This window comes from Mycobacterium sp. ACS4054 (genome assembly GCF_001667275.1).
Lineage (GTDB): Bacteria > Actinomycetota > Actinomycetes > Mycobacteriales > Mycobacteriaceae > Mycobacterium.
The window spans coordinates 33,876-48,620 of the sequence record NZ_LZHV01000055.1; the positions used below are offsets into that span (position 1 = coordinate 33,876).

The window sequence follows — 14,745 nt, forward strand, 5'->3', positions numbered from 1 at the left end:
CGGCGAAGGCCAGGAACAGTTAAGTGGAGTCCCACTCCCACCGCGGGCCACGAGAATTTCAAGGCCTGGCGGTCCGGTCACAGACATCGCGCATGTCTGTTCCGCGAGCAACGCGGGCGGCTTGACTTCAGGCCGCGATCGGTCGGCATTGGGCCCTGCGATTGCAGGGCTTTTCTGCTGGTGGTGTGGTGTTTCCGCCGCTGAATCCCCCGGAGCCGGGCCCGGCCGCGATGCTAGGACACGTATCGGCCCAACAAGGGAGGCCCCATCAGCACTGAGACCCGCGTCAACGAGCGCATCCGCGTACCTGAAGTCAGATTGATCGGCCCCGGGGGAGAGCAGGTAGGCATAGTGCGCATCGAAGACGCACTGCGCGTCGCTGCGGACGCCGATCTCGACCTTGTCGAAGTCGCCCCGAACGCCAGACCCCCGGTCTGCAAGATCATGGACTACGGCAAGTTCAAATACGAGGCGGCGCAAAAGGCGCGCGAATCCCGCCGGAACCAGCAGCAGACCGTCGTCAAAGAGCAGAAGCTGCGACCCAAGATCGACGATCACGATTACGAGACCAAAAAGGGCCACGTGATCCGCTTTCTGGAGGCGGGTTCGAAGGTGAAGGTCACCATCATGTTCCGCGGACGCGAGCAGTCCCGGCCCGAGCTGGGCTACCGCCTGCTGCAGCGGCTGGGCGCGGACGTGGCCGAATACGGCTTCGTCGAGACGTCCGCCAAGCAGGACGGCCGGAACATGACGATGGTGCTGGCCCCGCACCGGGGCGCGAAGACTCGCGCCAGGGCGCGGCACCCCGAGGGACCCGGGGACGTCGCGGCGCCGGACGGCGATGCGGCCACCGACGCCCCTTCGCCCAACTGATCAGAGACGAATAGCGAGAACGAAGAGGAAACATGCCAAAAGCCAAAACCCACAGCGGGGCTTCGAAGCGGTTCCGGCGCACCGGAACCGGCAAGATCCTTCGCGAGAAAGCCAACCGCCGGCACCTGTTCGAGCACAAGCCGTCCACCCGGACCCGCCGCCTGGAGGGCCGCACCACCGTGGCGGCCAACGACACCAAGCGCGTCAAGAAGCTGCTGAACGGCTGACAGTTCGACAAGCCGAGCGCCGGCGCCGCTGCCGGCCCCGACCATTACTTAGAGAGTAGGAACACCCATGGCACGCGTGAAGCGGGCGGTCAACGCCCACAAGAAGAGGCGCAGCATTCTCAAAGCCTCGAAGGGCTATCGCGGCCAGCGTTCGCGGCTGTACCGCAAAGCCAAAGAGCAGCAGCTGCATTCGCTCAACTACGCCTACCGCGACCGCCGCGCGCGCAAGGGCGAGTTCCGCAAGTTGTGGATCTCGCGGATCAACGCCGCCGCCCGCGCCAATGACATCACCTACAACCGCCTGATCCAGGGCCTCAAGGCCGCGGGCGTCGAGGTGGACCGCAAGAACCTCGCCGACATCGCGATCACCGATCCCGCGGCGTTCACCGCGCTGGTCGACGTCGCCCGGGCCGCGCTGCCCGAGGACGTCAACGCGCCCTCGGACTCCGGAGAGGCCGCCTAGCCCCTGCTGACCGAACGTTCGGCCCGGGTCGCCGCGGCGGTCAAACTGCATCGCCACGTCGGGCGCCGGCGGGCGGGGCGATTCCTGGCCGAGGGCCCCAACCTGGTCGAGGCCGCGGCCGCCCGCGGCCTGGTCCGCGACGTCTTCGTCGTCGAGGCCGCCGCGCAGCGGTATGCGTCTTTGCTTGGCGCGCAGCGGTTTCCGGTTCATCCGGTCACCGAGCGGGCCGCCAAGGCGCTGTCCGACACGGTCACCCCCACCGGGTTGGTGGCCGTCTGCGAGATGCCGGCGACCCAACCGGCGGACGTGCTGGCCGGTTCGCCGCGGCTGATCGCGGTCGCCGTCGAAATCGGCGAGCCGGGCAACGCCGGCACGCTCATTCGCATCGCCGACGCCATGGGCGCCGACGGCGTGCTCCTCGGTGGGCACGGCGTCGACCCGTACAACGGCAAGTGCCTGCGCGCCTCGACGGGCAGCATCTTCTCGATTCCGGTCGCCTCGGCGCCCGACGTCCCGGCCGCGCTGGGCGGCCTGCGCGACGCGGGGCTGCAGGTGCTGGCGACGACGGTGGACGGCGAGAGGCGCCTCGACGAGGCCGCCGAGCTGCTCGGCCGGCCGACGGCGTGGCTGTTCGGCCCCGAATCACAGGGCCTGCCAACCGAAGTCGCGCAGGCGGCCGATCATCGCATGCGCATCCCGATGTCCGGGGGAGCCGAGAGCCTGAACGTGGCCTCGGCGGCGGCCATCTGTCTCTACCAGAGCGCGCAGGCGCTGGGCACCCTCAAGCGGCCCTGACGCGTCCCCGGGCCGGCCGCAGGCCCGCCAGCGACAGCGTCCCGTGCACCAGCGAGCCGGCGCGTTCCATCAGCGCCTTGGCGGGGTCCAGCGCGGAGCGGGGCCGCGGGGGAAAGTAGTGCATGGGCAGCCCGCGGCGGTCGCGGGGCGGGGCCATGAACGGCGGTGCCTCCACCAACGGCGCGTCGCTGGGCAGCCGCCCCTCGGCGCGGCGGTAGGCGGCCAGCGCGCGCGGGTGCAGCCGGATCTCGTCGGGCACCGCCAAGAAGGCCAGTTCGACCAGCTTGCCGAACAGGCGCAGCAGCACCTCGTCGCCCGGTGTCCAGCGCATGCCCGCCTTCTCGCGGACCGCGGGCTCGAACAGGCCCGCCGCGATCCAGCGCTGGCCGGCGACCAGCGGCTTGAACATCTGGTCCCAGATCGGCGTGGGCATCAGGACGAACTTCGGCTTGGGGATCCGGATCTGGAAGATGTCCAGCGTCGCCTGGTTGACCTCGAGCTCCTCGCGGCACACCCGGTCCCAGTACTCGCAGAACGCCTCCCACGACGTGGGCACCGGGCGCATGCTCATCCCGTACATCCGGTACCACCGCACGTGCTCGTCGAACAGCTGCCGCTTCTCGGCCTCCGTCAGGCCCCCGCAGAAGTACTCGGCCACCTTGATCACCAACATGAAGAACGTGGCGTGCGCCCAGTAGAACGTCTCCGGATTCAGGGCGTGATAACGGCGGCCCGAGGCGTCAACGCCCTTGATGGTGTGGTGGTAGCTCTTGATCTGCCGCCCGGTCGCCGCGGCGCGTTCACCGTCGTAGACGACGCCCATGATCGGGTACACCGAGCGCGCCACCCGCTGCAGCGGCTCGCGCAACAGGATCGAATGCTCCTCGACGCCGGCCCCCAGCTCCGGGTACATGTTCTGGATCGCCCCGATCCAGACGCCCATCATTCCCGTCCGCAGATCGCCAAAGTACTTCCAGGTCAGGGAGTCTGGCCCGAGCGGATCGTCGGATTTCCTTGGAATGGCAGTCATCTCGGCCTCCTGCGCTCACGATAACTTTGACAACGCACGTTGTCTACGATTTCGCCTCCGCGCGCCCGCAGGTGTTATCGACCTTCGACAGCGGTGTGGCGCCGCCGTGATCAGCCGATACGTTGCGAGCTGTGACACAACGGGCGTGGCCTTCGTTGCCCGCCCGCGGCGCGAGGAAATAACCTGGCCCAGTGGAACTCGCGCATCGCGATTCGGACTCGGGCGAGTCCGAAGATGTGACGGCTTCCGATCCTTCGGTGCGCGGCGCCGTGCGGTGGTGGCAGAGCCGAAACCACAGCCCCGGCGCGGTGGCCTTCATCCGCCGGGCCCGACGGCTGCTGCCGGGCGATCCCGAGTTCGGCGATCCGCTGTCGACGGCCGGCGAGGGCGGGCCGCGCGCCGCCGCCCGGGCCGCGGATCGGCTGCTGGGGGACCGCGAGGCGGTGTCGCGCGAAGTGGGCTTGGGGCTGCTGCAGGTGTGGCAGGCGCTGACCGAGTCGGTGTCTCGGCGGCCGGCCAATCCCGAGGTGACGTTGGTGTTCACCGACCTGGTCGGCTTCTCGTCGTGGTCCTTGCAGGCCGGCGACGAGGCGGCGCTGGCCCTGCTGCGTCAGGTGGCGCGGGCCATCGAGCCGCCGCTGCTGGACGCCGGCGGCCACATCGTCAAGCGGATGGGCGACGGCCTGATGGCCGTCTTCGGCGACCCCACCGTCGCGGTGCGGGCCGTGCTGGCCGCCAAGGAGGCGTTGAAGTCGGTCGAGGTGGCCGGTCACACGCCGCGGATGCGGGTCGGGATCCACACCGGGCGGCCGCAGCGGCTGGCCTCGGACTGGCTCGGTGTCGACGTCAACATCGCCGCGCGGGTGATGGAACGGGCCACCAAGGGCGGGGTGATGGTGTCAGGTTCGACACTCGATCTGATCCCGCAGAGCGAACTGGACGCGATGGGCGTCGTCGCCAAACGCGCACGTAAATCGGTTTTTGCGGGCAAAACCACCGGCGTTCCGAACGACTTGGCGATATATCGTTTGAGGACTCATAGGGAGTTGACAGCGCCCGATCACACTTCCGAAACAAATTAGCCGACATAATGGATGCAATGTTTGGGGGCATCTTCGCCCGGCTCGCCCGGGTCCAGTTCACGGTGGGATACGTGGCGGTGCTGCTCGCCATCAGTTGCGCCATCCTGGCGCTCGGGCCGCACGCGCATGACGTGCTGGTCGAGCGGGCCAGCACCAACCTGCACAACCTGGCCCACGGCCACGTGGGCACGCTGCTGGGCAGCGCGCTCGTCGTCGACGCCGGTCCGCTGTACTTCTGGTTGCCCTTCCTGACCTGCCTGCTCGCGCTCGGCGAGCTGCACCTGCGCACCATCAGGCTGGTGGTGGCGTTCCTCGTCGGGCACATCGGCGCGACGCTGCTGGTGGCCGCCGCCCTGGCCGCGGCCGTCGAGTTCGGCTGGATGCCGGTGTCGATCACCCGGGCCAGCGACGTCGGGATGAGCTACGGCGCCCTGGCGGTGCTCGGCGCGATGACCGCGGTCATTCCCCAGCGCTGGCGCGCCGCCTGGGTCGGCTGGTGGGTGTCGGCCGGGCTCGCCTCGGCGATCATCGGCGGCGATTTCACCGACGCCGGCCACACCGCCGCCGTCGTCCTCGGCGTGCTGGTGTCCGCCCGATTCCGCCAGCCCATCCATTGGACGCCGCTGCGGCTCGGGATGCTGGTGGCCTCGTCGGGCTTCGGCTTCCTGATCCTGGCCCATCACTGGGGCACGATGGCCGCCGCGCCCGCGTTCGGCGTCCTCGGCGCGCTGGCCGCGCACAAACTGGTTCAGATCGTCACCGGCCGCGCCGCCGTGGTGGGTGACCCCGCGCTGAGGGGCCCGCAGCCCGTCACGACCGGCTAGGCGACCCGCCGCCCTTAGGGCGAAGCGCCCGCCGGGCCGCACGCACCGCATCACTATGATCGGCACTTGCCGCTGGGCAACTTCGAGCCCGCCCCTCATCAGCAAGGAGAGTGTCGCCGCGTGGGTGCTCAGCCCGTCGACCTGTCACCGGACGCCTTGGCCGAGGCGGTCGGCGCCGCCCGGGAGGCGATCGCGCTCGCCGGCGACCTGGACGCCCTGGGGCGGGTGAAGACCGAGCACCTCGGTGACCGTTCCCCGCTGGCGCTGGCGCGCCAGGCGCTGGGCGGCGTCCCCAAGGAGGAGCGCGCCGACGCCGGGAAGCGCGTCAACTCCGCGCGAACCGAGGTGCAGCGCGACTACGACGCGCGGCTGGCGGCCCTGCGCGAAGAACGCGACGCGGCGGTGCTGGCCGCCGAGGGCATCGACGTCACACTGCCGTCGAGCCGGCAACCGGTCGGCGCCCGGCACCCGATCACCATCCTGGCCGAGCACATCGCCGACACCTTCATCGCGATGGGGTGGGAGCTGGCGGAGGGCCCCGAGGTGGAAACCGAGCAGTTCAACTTCGACGCCCTGAACTTCCCCGCGGACCACCCCGCGCGCAGCGAGCAGGACACCTTCTACATCGCGCCGGAGGATTCCCGGCAGCTGCTGCGCACCCACACGTCGCCGGTGCAGGTGCGCACGCTGCTGGCCCACGAGCTGCCGGTCTACATCATCTCGATCGGGCGCACCTTCCGCACCGACGAGCTGGACGCCACCCACACGCCGGTCTTCCATCAGGTCGAGGGGCTGGCGGTGGACCGGGGCCTGTCCATGGCGCACCTGCGCGGCACCCTGGACGCGTTCGCCCGCGCCGAGTTCGGTCCCGAGGCGCGCACCCGGATCCGGCCGCACTTCTTCCCGTTCACCGAACCCTCCGCCGAGGTCGACGTGTGGTTCGTCGGCAAGAAGGGCGGGCCCGGCTGGGTGGAGTGGGGCGGCTGCGGCATGGTGCATCCGAACGTGTTGCGGGCCGCGGGGATCGACCCGGAGGTGTACTCCGGGTTCGCCTTCGGGATGGGCCTCGAGCGCACGCTGCAGTTCCGCAACGGGATCCCGGACATGCGCGACATGGTCGAGGGCGACGTCCGGTTCTCGCTGCCGTTCGGGGTGGGGGCCTGATGCGCATCCCCTACAGCTGGTTGCGCGACGTCGTGGCCGCGGGCGCGTCCGGCTGGGACGTCGCCCCGGCGGAGCTCGAGCAGGCGTTGGTGCGGATCGGCCACGAGGTCGAGGAGGTGGTCACCCTCGGCCCGGTCGAGGGCCCGCTGACCGTGGGCCGGGTCGCCGGCATCGAGGAGCTCACCGGGTTCAAGAAGCCGATCCGCGCCTGCCGGGTCGATGTCGGTGAGCCCGAGCCCCGCGACATTGTTTGCGGCGCAACCAATTTCGTCGTCGGCGACCTGGTGGTGTTGGCGCTGCCCGGCACCACGTTGCCCGGCGGCTTCGCGATCACCGCGCGCAAGACCTACGGCCGCGACTCCGACGGCATGATCTGCTCGGCGGCCGAACTCGGCTTGGGCGCGGACCATTCCGGGATCCTGGTGCTGCCGCCCGGCACCGCCGAGCCGGGCGCCGACGGCGCCGCGGTGCTGGGGTTGGACGACGTGGTCTTCCACCTGGCGATCACCCCCGATCGCGGCTACGGCATGTCGGTGCGCGGGCTGGCCCGCGAGATCGCCTGCGCCTACGACCTCGACTTCGTCGACCCGGCGGACGTCAAGCCGCTGCCGGTCGAGGGGGAGGCGTGGCCGCTGACGGTGGACGCCGAGACGGGGGTGCGCCGGTTCGCCCTGCGGCCGGTGACCGGTATCGACCCGGCCGCCGTGTCGCCGTGGTGGCTGCAACGGCGGCTGCTGCTGGCCGGCATCCGCGCGACCTCGCCGGCGGTGGACGTCACCAACTACGTGATGCTCGAACTCGGCCACCCCATGCACGCCCACGACCGCGACCGCATCTCCGGGGGCTTGGCCGTGCGGTTCGCCCGGCCCGGCGAGACCGTGGTCACCCTCGACGACATCGAGCGCCGGCTCGACCCGACCGATGTCCTCATCGTCGACGACCGCGCGACCGCGGCGATCGGCGGCGTGATGGGCGCGGCCAGCACCGAGGTGCGCGCCGAATCCACCGACGTGCTGCTGGAGGCCGCGGTCTGGGACCCCGCCGCCGTTTCGCGCACCCAGCGCCGACTGCACCTGCCCAGCGAGGCCGCCCGGCGTTACGAGCGCGGGGTGGACCCGGCGATCTCGGTGGCCGCGCTGGACCGGTGCGCCACCCTGCTCGTCGAGATCGCCGGGGGAGCGGTGTCGGAGACGCTGACCGATTGGCGCGGCGAGCCGCCGACCGACGACTGGTCGCTTCCGCCGATCCACCTTCCCGCCGACCTGCCCGACCGCGTCGCCGGGGTGGCCTACCCCGCCGGGACCACCGCGCGGCGCCTGGCGCAGATCGGCGCGCTGGTGGTCGATTCCGGCGCGGCGCTCACGGTGACGCCGCCGAGCTGGCGGCCCGACCTGTTGCAGCCCGCCGACCTCGTCGAGGAGGTGCTGCGCCTCGAGGGCCTGGAGGTCATCCCGTCGGTGCTGCCCGCGGCCCCCGCGGGCCGTGGCCTCACCGCGGGGCAGAAGAGGCGCCGCGCGATCGGCAAATCGCTGGCCCAACACGGTTACGTCGAAATCCTGCCCACGCCGTTCTTGCCCGCGGGCGTGTTCGACCTGTGGGGGCTGCCGGCCGACGATCCGCGCCGCGCCACCACGCAGGTGCTCAACCCGCTGGAGGCCGACCGCCCGCATCTGGCCACCACGCTGCTGCCCGCGCTGCTGGAGGGGTTGGTGCGCAACGTGTCCCGCGGTCTGGTGGACGTCGCGCTGTACGCGCTGGCGCAGGTGGTGCAGCCGACCGACGAGACGCGCGGCGTGCAGCCCATCCCCGTGCACCGGCGACCGACGGACACCGAGATCGCCCTGCTGGACGCCTCGTTGCCCCGCCAGCCCCAGCACGTCGCCGCGGTGCTGGCCGGGCTGCGCGAACGCCGCGGCCCGTGGGGTCCCGGCCGCCGGGCCGAGGCCGCCGACGCGTTCGAGGCGGTGCGCATCGTCGCCCGCGCCAGCGGGGTCGAGGTGCGCCTGCGGGCGGCGCAGCAGCTGCCCTGGCATCCGGGCCGGTGCGCCGAGGTGCTGGTCGGGGAGACCATCGTCGGTCACGCCGGGCAGTTGCACCCGGCGGTGATCGAACGCTCCGGGCTGCCGAAGGGCACCTGCGCCGTCGAGCTCAACCTCGACGCCATTCCCATCGCCGAGGCGTTGCCGGCGCCGAGGGTGTCGCCGTTCCCGGCGGTCTTCCAGGACGTCAGCCTGGTGGTGCCCGCGCACGTGCCGGCGCAGGCGGTGGCCGACGCCGTGCGGGAGGGCGCCGGCGAGCTGCTGGAAGACCTGCAACTGTTCGACGTGTTCACCGGCCCGCAGGTCGGGCAGGACCGCAAATCGCTGACCTTCGCCCTACGTTTCCGCGCCCCGGACCGCACGCTGACCGAGGACGACGCCAGCGCGGCGCGCGACGCCGCGGTGCGCGCCGCCGCCGAGGCGGTCGGCGCCGAACTGCGGGCCTGAGCGCCGCTCTGGCATGGATTTGCAAAGCATTGCATAACCATGCAGAATCGGCGGAATGGCCGACGTATTGAGGGTGGCGGTTGCCGGGGCCAGCGGCTATGCGGGCGGTGAGATCCTGCGCCTGTTGCTCGGGCATCCCGCCTACGCCGACGGCCGGCTGGCCATCGGGTCGCTGACCGCCGCGACGAGCGCCGGCAGCACACTCGGCGAACACCACCCGCACCTGACGCCGCTGGCCTCCCGCGTGGTCGAGCCCACCGAACTCGCCGTGCTGGCCGGCCACGACGTGGTGTTTCTGGGCCTGCCGCACGGGCATTCGGCCGCGCTGGCCGACCAGCTGGGTCCCGACACCCTGATCATCGACTGCGGCGCCGACTTCCGGCTCACCGACGCCGCGGCGTGGGAGCGGTTCTACGGCTCCCCGCACGCCGGGAGCTGGCCCTACGGGCTGCCGGAACTGCCCGGCGCGCGGGAGCGGCTGCGCGGCGCGCGCCGCATCGCCGTGCCGGGCTGCTACCCGACCGCGGCGCTGCTGGCGTTAATGCCCGCGATGGCCGAGGACCTGATCGAGCCCGCCGTCACCGTGGTCGCCGTCAGCGGCACCTCCGGGGCCGGCCGCGCGGCCAAAACCGACCTGCTCGGCTCCGAGGTGATCGGGTCCGCCCGGGCCTACAACATCGCCGGGGCGCATCGCCACACGCCCGAGATCGCCCAGGGGCTGCGGGCGGTCACCGACCGCGACGTCACGGTGTCGTTCACCCCGGTGCTTATCCCGACCTCGCGGGGCATCCTGGCCACCTGCACGGCGCGCACCCGCGCGCCGCTCTCGCAACTGCGGGCCGCCTACGAAAAGGCTTACGACGCGGAACCTTTCGTGTACCTGCTGCCCGAGGGCCAACTGCCCCGCACCGGATCGGTGATCGGCAGCAACGCGGCACACGTCGCCGTCGCGGTGGACGAGGCCGCGGAGACTTTCGTGGCCATCGCCGCCATCGACAACCTGGTCAAGGGCACCGGCGGCGCGGCGGTGCAGGCGATGAACCTGGCGCTGGGTTGGCCTGAAGCGGAAGGTCTTTCGGTGGTCGGGGTTGCCCCGTGACCCATCTTGCCGAGGCGCGCCTGGTGCGCGAACAGGGCGTCACCGCGCCCGCCGGATTCCGGGCCGCCGGGATCGCCGCCGGCATCAAGGCGTCGGGCAACCCCGACCTGGCCCTGGTGTTCAACGAGGGACCCGACTACGCGGCGGCGGGCGTCTTCACCCGCAACAAGGTCAAGGCCGCGCCCGTGCTGTGGAGCCAGCAGGTCCTGACCACCGGCGCGCTGCGCGCGGTGATCCTCAACTCCGGCGGCGCCAACGCCTGCACCGGGCCCGGCGGTTTCCAGGACACCCACGCGACCGCGGAGGCCGTCGCCGCCGCGCTGTCGGACTGGGGGACGCAAACCGGGGCCATCGAGGTCGCGGTGTGCTCCACCGGGCTGATCGGCGACCGGCTGCCGATGGACAAGGTGCTCGCCGGGGTGCGCGCGATCGTGCAGGACATGGCCGGCGGCCTGGGCGGCGGTGACGAGGCCGCGCGCGCGATCATGACCACCGACACGGTGCCGAAACAGGTTGCGCTGCACCACCGGAGCAACTGGACGGTCGGCGGGATGGCCAAGGGCGCGGGCATGCTGGCGCCGTCGCTGGCCACCATGCTGTGCGTGCTGACCACCGACGCGAACGTCGAGGCCGCGGCGCTCGACACCGCGCTGCGGCGCGCCACCGCCCGCACCTTCGACCGGCTCGACATCGACGGCGCCTGTTCGACCAACGACACCGTGCTGCTGCTGGCGTCCGGGGCCAGCGGGATCACGCCCGCGCAGGCCGATCTCGACGACGCCGTGCTGCGGGTGTGCGACGACCTGTGCGCGCAGCTGCAGGCCGACGCCGAGGGCGTCACCAAGCGCGTCACCGTGACGGTGACCGGGGCAGCTTCCGAGGACGACGCGCTGACCGCCGCGCGGGTGATCGCCCGCGACAGCCTGGTCAAGACCGCGGTGTTCGGGTCGGACCCCAACTGGGGCCGGGTGCTGGCCGCCGTCGGAATGGCGCCGGTGACTCTGGATCCGGACCGAATCACGGTGTCGTTCAACGGCTTCGCCGTGTGCGTCGACGGCGTCGGGGCGCCGGGCGCGCGCGAGGTGGACCTGTCCGGCGCCGATATCGACATCACCGTCGACCTGCGGGTGGGTGACCGCACCGCGGCCGTCCGCACCACCGACCTGTCGCATGGCTACGTCGAAGAGAACTCGGCCTACAGCTCATGACGGTCAACACTCAAGAACTCTCCACCGCGGTCAAGGCGCAGGTGCTCGCCGAAGCCCTGCCCTGGCTCAAGCAGCTGTACGGCAAGGTCGTCGTCATCAAGTACGGCGGCAACGCCATGACCGACGACACGCTGCGGCACGCCTTCGCCGCCGACATGGCCTTTCTGCGCAACTGCGGCATCCTGCCCGTCGTCGTGCACGGGGGCGGCCCGCAGATCACCGCCATGCTGCGCCGGCTGGGCATCGAGGGCGACTTCAAGGGTGGCTTCCGGGTCACCACGCCCGAAGTGCTCGACGTGGCGCGGATGGTGTTGTTCGGTCAGGTGGGCCGCGAACTGGTCAACCTGATCAACGCGCACGGGCCCTACGCCGTCGGCATCACCGGCGAGGACGCGCAGCTGTTCACCGCCGTGCGGCGCAGCGTGAACGTGGACGGCGTGGCCACCGACATCGGCCTGGTGGGTGACGTCGAACGGGTCAACACCGCCGCGGTGCTGGATCTGATTGCGGCGGGCCGCATTCCGGTGGTGTCCACGCTGGCACCGGACGCCGAGGGCGTGGTGCACAACATCAACGCCGACACCGCCGCCGCGGCCCTCGCCGAGGCGCTGCGGGCCGAAAAGCTGTTGATGCTGACCGACGTCGAGGGCCTCTACACCAGCTGGCCCGACCGCGGCTCGCTGGTGAGCGAGATCGACACCGGCACACTCGCGCAACTACTACCCACGCTGGAGGCGGGCATGATCCCCAAGGTCGAGGCGTGCCTGCGGGCGGTCACCGCCGGCGTGCCGAGCGCGCACGTCATCGACGGGCGGGTCGAACACTGCGTGCTGGTCGAGCTTTTCACCGATGCGGGGACCGGCACCAAGGTGGTGCCCACATGAGCCAAGGGGACACCGTGAAGCAGCGCTGGGAAGCCGTGATGATGAACAACTACGGCACCCCGCCGCTGGGCCTGGCCCGCGGCGACGGCGCCGTGGTCACCGACGTGGACGGCAACAGCTACGTGGACCTGCTCGGCGGCATCGCGGTCAACGTTCTCGGGCATCGCCACCCCGCGGTCATCGAGGCCGTCACCCACCAGATGGCCACGCTCGGCCACACCTCCAACCTGTACGCCAGCGAACCGGGCATCGCGCTGGCCGAGGAGCTGGTGGCGCTGCTGGGCGCGGACGCGCCCGCGCGGGTGTTCTTCTGCAACTCGGGAACCGAGGCCAACGAGGTCGCGTTCAAGCTGTCGCGGCTCACCGGGCGCACGAAACTGGTTGCGGCGCAGGGCGGTTTCCACGGCCGCACGATGGGCTCGCTGGCGTTGACCGGCCAGCCCAGCAAGCAGGCGCCGTTCGAGCCGCTGCCCGGATACGTCACGCACGTGCCCTACGGGGACGCCGACGCGCTGGCCGCGGCCGTCGACGACGCCACCGCGGCGGTGTTCCTGGAACCGATCATGGGGGAGGGCGGCGTCGTCGTCCCGCCGGAGGGTTATCTGCGCGCCGCGCGCGACATCACCTCGCGGCACGGCACGCTGCTGGTGCTCGACGAGGTGCAGACCGGGATGGGCCGCACCGGAGCGTTTTTCGCCCACCAGCACGACGGCATCACCCCGGACGTCGTGACCATGGCCAAGGGGCTGGGCGGCGGGCTGCCCATCGGCGCGTGCCTGGCCGTCGGGCGGGCCGCCGAGCTGCTGACCCCCGGCCTGCACGGCAGCACCTTCGGCGGCAACCCGATCTGCGCCGCGGCCGCGCGGGCGGTGCTGCGGGTGATCACCGACGAGGACCTGATCCGGCACGCGGAGGTGCTGGGCAAGTCGGTGCGGCACGGCATCGAGTTTCTGAACCACCCGCTGATCGACCACGTGCGCGGGCGGGGGCTGCTGCAGGGCCTGGTGCTGACCGCGCCGCGGGCCAAGGAAGCCGAAAGTGCCGCGCGCGCAGCCGGATTCCTGGTCAACGCCGCCGCGCCCGAGGTCGTCCGGCTGGCCCCGCCGCTGATCATCACCGAGGCCCAGCTGGACACCTTCGTCGGCGCGCTGCCGGGCATCCTGGACACGGCAATGGGAGCCGCGGCATGACCCCCCGCCATTTCCTGCGCGACGACGACCTGTCGCCCTCCGAGCAGGCCGAGGTGCTGCAGCTGGCCGCCGAACTGAAGAAGGATCCGTTCTGCTGCCGGCCGCTGGACGGCCCGCGCGGCGTCGCGGTGCTCTTCGACAAGAACTCCACCCGCACCCGGTTCTCCTTCGAGGTGGGCATCGCGCAGCTCGGCGGGCACGCCGTCGTCGTCGACGCCCGCAGCACGCAGCTCGGTCGCGACGAGACGCTGGCCGACACCGCGCGGGTGCTGTCCCGCTACGTCGAGGCCATCGTGTGGCGCACCTTCGGGCAGGACCGGCTCGAGGCCATGGCCGAGGCGGCGACGGTGCCGGTGGTCAACGCGCTCTCCGACGAGTTCCACCCCTGCCAGGTGCTCGCCGACCTGCAGACCATCGCCGAACGCAAGGGATCGCTTGCGGGGCTGCGGATGTCCTACTTCGGCGACGGCGCCAACAACATGGCCCACTCGCTGCTGCTCGGCGGGGTGACCGCCGGCATCCACGTCACGATCGCCGCGCCCGACGGCTTCGCCCCCGCCCCGGCCTTCGTCGCGGCGGCCAGGGAACGCGCGGAGACGACCGGCGGCTCGGTCACCCTCAGCGCCGAGCCCGACGCGGCCGCGCACGGCGCCGGCGTGCTGGTGACCGACACCTGGACGTCGATGGGCCAGGAGGCCGACGGGCTCGACCGCCGCACCCCGTTCCGTCCGTTCCAGGTCAACGAGCGCCTGCTGGGCCTCGCCGACCCGGAAGCGATTGTGCTGCACTGCCTTCCGGCCCACCGCGGCGACGAGATCACCGACGCGGTGATGGACGGGCCGGCCAGCGTGGTGTGGGACGAGGCCGAGAACCGGCTGCACGCCCAGAAGGCGCTGCTGGTGTGGCTGCTGGAGCGACGCTCATGACCCGCTCGAAGACTTCCGCCGAAATCACCCGCGCCGGCCGGCAGGACCGCATCGTGGCCATCCTGTCGTCGGCGCCGATCAGCAGCCAAAGCGAACTGGCGGCCCGGCTGGCCGACGAGGGCATCGAGGTCACGCAGGCCACCCTGTCGCGCGACCTCGAGGAGCTCGGCGCGGTGAAGCTGCGCGGCGCCGACGGCGGCGTCGGCGTCTACATCGTTCCCGAGGACGGCAGCCCGGTGCGCGGGGTGTCCGGCGGCACCGCGCGGCTGTCCCGGCTGCTGGGCGAGCTGCTGGTGTCGGCCGACGCCAGCGCCAACCTCGCGGTGCTGCGCACCCCGCCCGGCGGCGCCAACTATTTGGCCAGCGCCATCGACCGGGCGGCGCTACCGTACGTCGTCGGCACCATCGCCGGCGATGACACCGTCTTCGTGGCCGCCCGGGAGCCGATGACCGGCGCCGAGCTGGCCCGCACCCTAGAAGAGCTCACCTAAAAC

14 protein-coding genes and 1 pseudogene are annotated in these 14,745 nt (G+C 71.6%); 14 read left to right on the plus strand and 1 reads right to left on the minus strand.

Annotation, left to right across the window (positions count from 1 at the left end):
- The first annotated feature begins 267 nt into the window (after positions 1 to 267).
- From infC to A5730_RS15515, 4 genes are all read left to right on the plus strand, one after another.
- Complete coding sequence (infC, locus tag A5730_RS15500; protein WP_082459830.1) at positions 268 to 873, plus strand: translation initiation factor IF-3; 606 nt, start codon at positions 268 to 270, stop codon at positions 871 to 873.
- Positions 874 to 905: 32 nt separating this feature from the next.
- The gene (gene rpmI / locus A5730_RS15505) at positions 906 to 1,100 is read left to right on the plus strand and encodes a 50S ribosomal protein L35 (RefSeq protein ID WP_055402798.1); all 195 of its coding nucleotides are present in this window, start codon (positions 906 to 908) and stop codon (positions 1,098 to 1,100) included.
- 67 nt (positions 1,101 to 1,167) lie between these two features.
- Positions 1,168 to 1,563, plus strand: coding sequence for a 50S ribosomal protein L20 (gene rplT / locus A5730_RS15510; protein WP_046184507.1), 396 nt, complete (start codon positions 1,168 to 1,170; stop codon positions 1,561 to 1,563).
- Between the two features lie 3 nt (positions 1,564 to 1,566).
- Positions 1,567 to 2,358, plus strand: coding sequence for an RNA methyltransferase (locus A5730_RS15515; protein WP_067901948.1), 792 nt, complete (start codon positions 1,567 to 1,569; stop codon positions 2,356 to 2,358).
- Here A5730_RS15515 and A5730_RS15520 read toward each other — a convergent pair.
- A complete protein-coding gene (locus A5730_RS15520; RefSeq protein WP_055402793.1) occupies positions 2,345 to 3,388 on the minus strand; it encodes an oxygenase MpaB family protein in 1,044 nt (347 codons plus the stop codon). The two genes, A5730_RS15515 and A5730_RS15520, sit on opposite strands and share 14 nt — an antisense overlap.
- Positions 3,389 to 3,579: 191 nt before the next feature.
- Here A5730_RS15520 and A5730_RS15525 point away from each other — a divergent pair, with 191 nt between their 5' ends.
- The 10 genes and pseudogenes from A5730_RS15525 (at position 3,580) to A5730_RS15570 (ending at position 14,742) form a co-directional block, all read left to right on the plus strand.
- Positions 3,580 to 4,470 carry an adenylate/guanylate cyclase domain-containing protein gene (locus tag A5730_RS15525; RefSeq protein WP_067901950.1) on the plus strand — a complete coding sequence of 297 codons (891 nt, stop codon included), beginning with the start codon at positions 3,580 to 3,582 and terminating at the stop codon, positions 4,468 to 4,470.
- A gap of 17 nt (positions 4,471 to 4,487) precedes the next feature.
- The gene (locus A5730_RS15530) at positions 4,488 to 5,294 is read left to right on the plus strand and encodes a rhomboid-like protein (protein ID WP_067901952.1); all 807 of its coding nucleotides are present in this window, start codon (positions 4,488 to 4,490) and stop codon (positions 5,292 to 5,294) included.
- Positions 5,295 to 5,414: 120 nt separating this feature from the next.
- Positions 5,415 to 6,458 (plus strand): phenylalanine--tRNA ligase subunit alpha, encoded by a 1,044-nt coding sequence (gene pheS / locus A5730_RS15535; protein ID WP_067901954.1) that lies wholly within the window; start codon positions 5,415 to 5,417, stop codon positions 6,456 to 6,458.
- Positions 6,458 to 8,944 carry a phenylalanine--tRNA ligase subunit beta gene (gene pheT, locus A5730_RS15540; protein WP_067901956.1) on the plus strand — a complete coding sequence of 829 codons (2,487 nt, stop codon included), beginning with the start codon at positions 6,458 to 6,460 and terminating at the stop codon, positions 8,942 to 8,944. Before pheS ends, pheT begins: the two co-directional genes overlap by 1 nt.
- 39 nt (positions 8,945 to 8,983) lie before the next feature.
- Positions 8,984 to 10,043: pseudogene (gene argC / locus A5730_RS15545) on the plus strand (N-acetyl-gamma-glutamyl-phosphate reductase).
- Positions 10,040 to 11,251: a bifunctional glutamate N-acetyltransferase/amino-acid acetyltransferase ArgJ gene (gene argJ / locus A5730_RS15550; protein ID WP_067901960.1), complete on the plus strand. Its 1,212-nt coding sequence runs from the start codon at positions 10,040 to 10,042 to the stop codon at positions 11,249 to 11,251. Before argC ends, argJ begins: the two are co-directional and overlap by 4 nt.
- A complete protein-coding gene (gene argB, locus A5730_RS15555) occupies positions 11,248 to 12,135 on the plus strand; it encodes an acetylglutamate kinase (protein WP_067901961.1) in 888 nt (295 codons plus the stop codon). The genes argJ and argB overlap by 4 nt, the downstream gene beginning before the upstream one ends.
- The gene (locus tag A5730_RS15560; protein ID WP_067901963.1) at positions 12,132 to 13,325 is read left to right on the plus strand and encodes an acetylornithine transaminase; all 1,194 of its coding nucleotides are present in this window, start codon (positions 12,132 to 12,134) and stop codon (positions 13,323 to 13,325) included. Before argB ends, A5730_RS15560 begins: the two co-directional genes overlap by 4 nt.
- On the plus strand, positions 13,322 to 14,251 hold the full coding sequence (gene argF / locus A5730_RS15565) for an ornithine carbamoyltransferase (protein ID WP_067901965.1): 930 nt from the start codon (positions 13,322 to 13,324) through the stop codon (positions 14,249 to 14,251). Before A5730_RS15560 ends, argF begins: the two co-directional genes overlap by 4 nt.
- Positions 14,248 to 14,742 (plus strand): arginine repressor, encoded by a 495-nt coding sequence (locus tag A5730_RS15570; RefSeq protein ID WP_067901968.1) that lies wholly within the window; start codon positions 14,248 to 14,250, stop codon positions 14,740 to 14,742. The genes argF and A5730_RS15570 overlap by 4 nt, the downstream gene beginning before the upstream one ends.
- Positions 14,743 to 14,745: the final 3 nt, after the last annotated feature.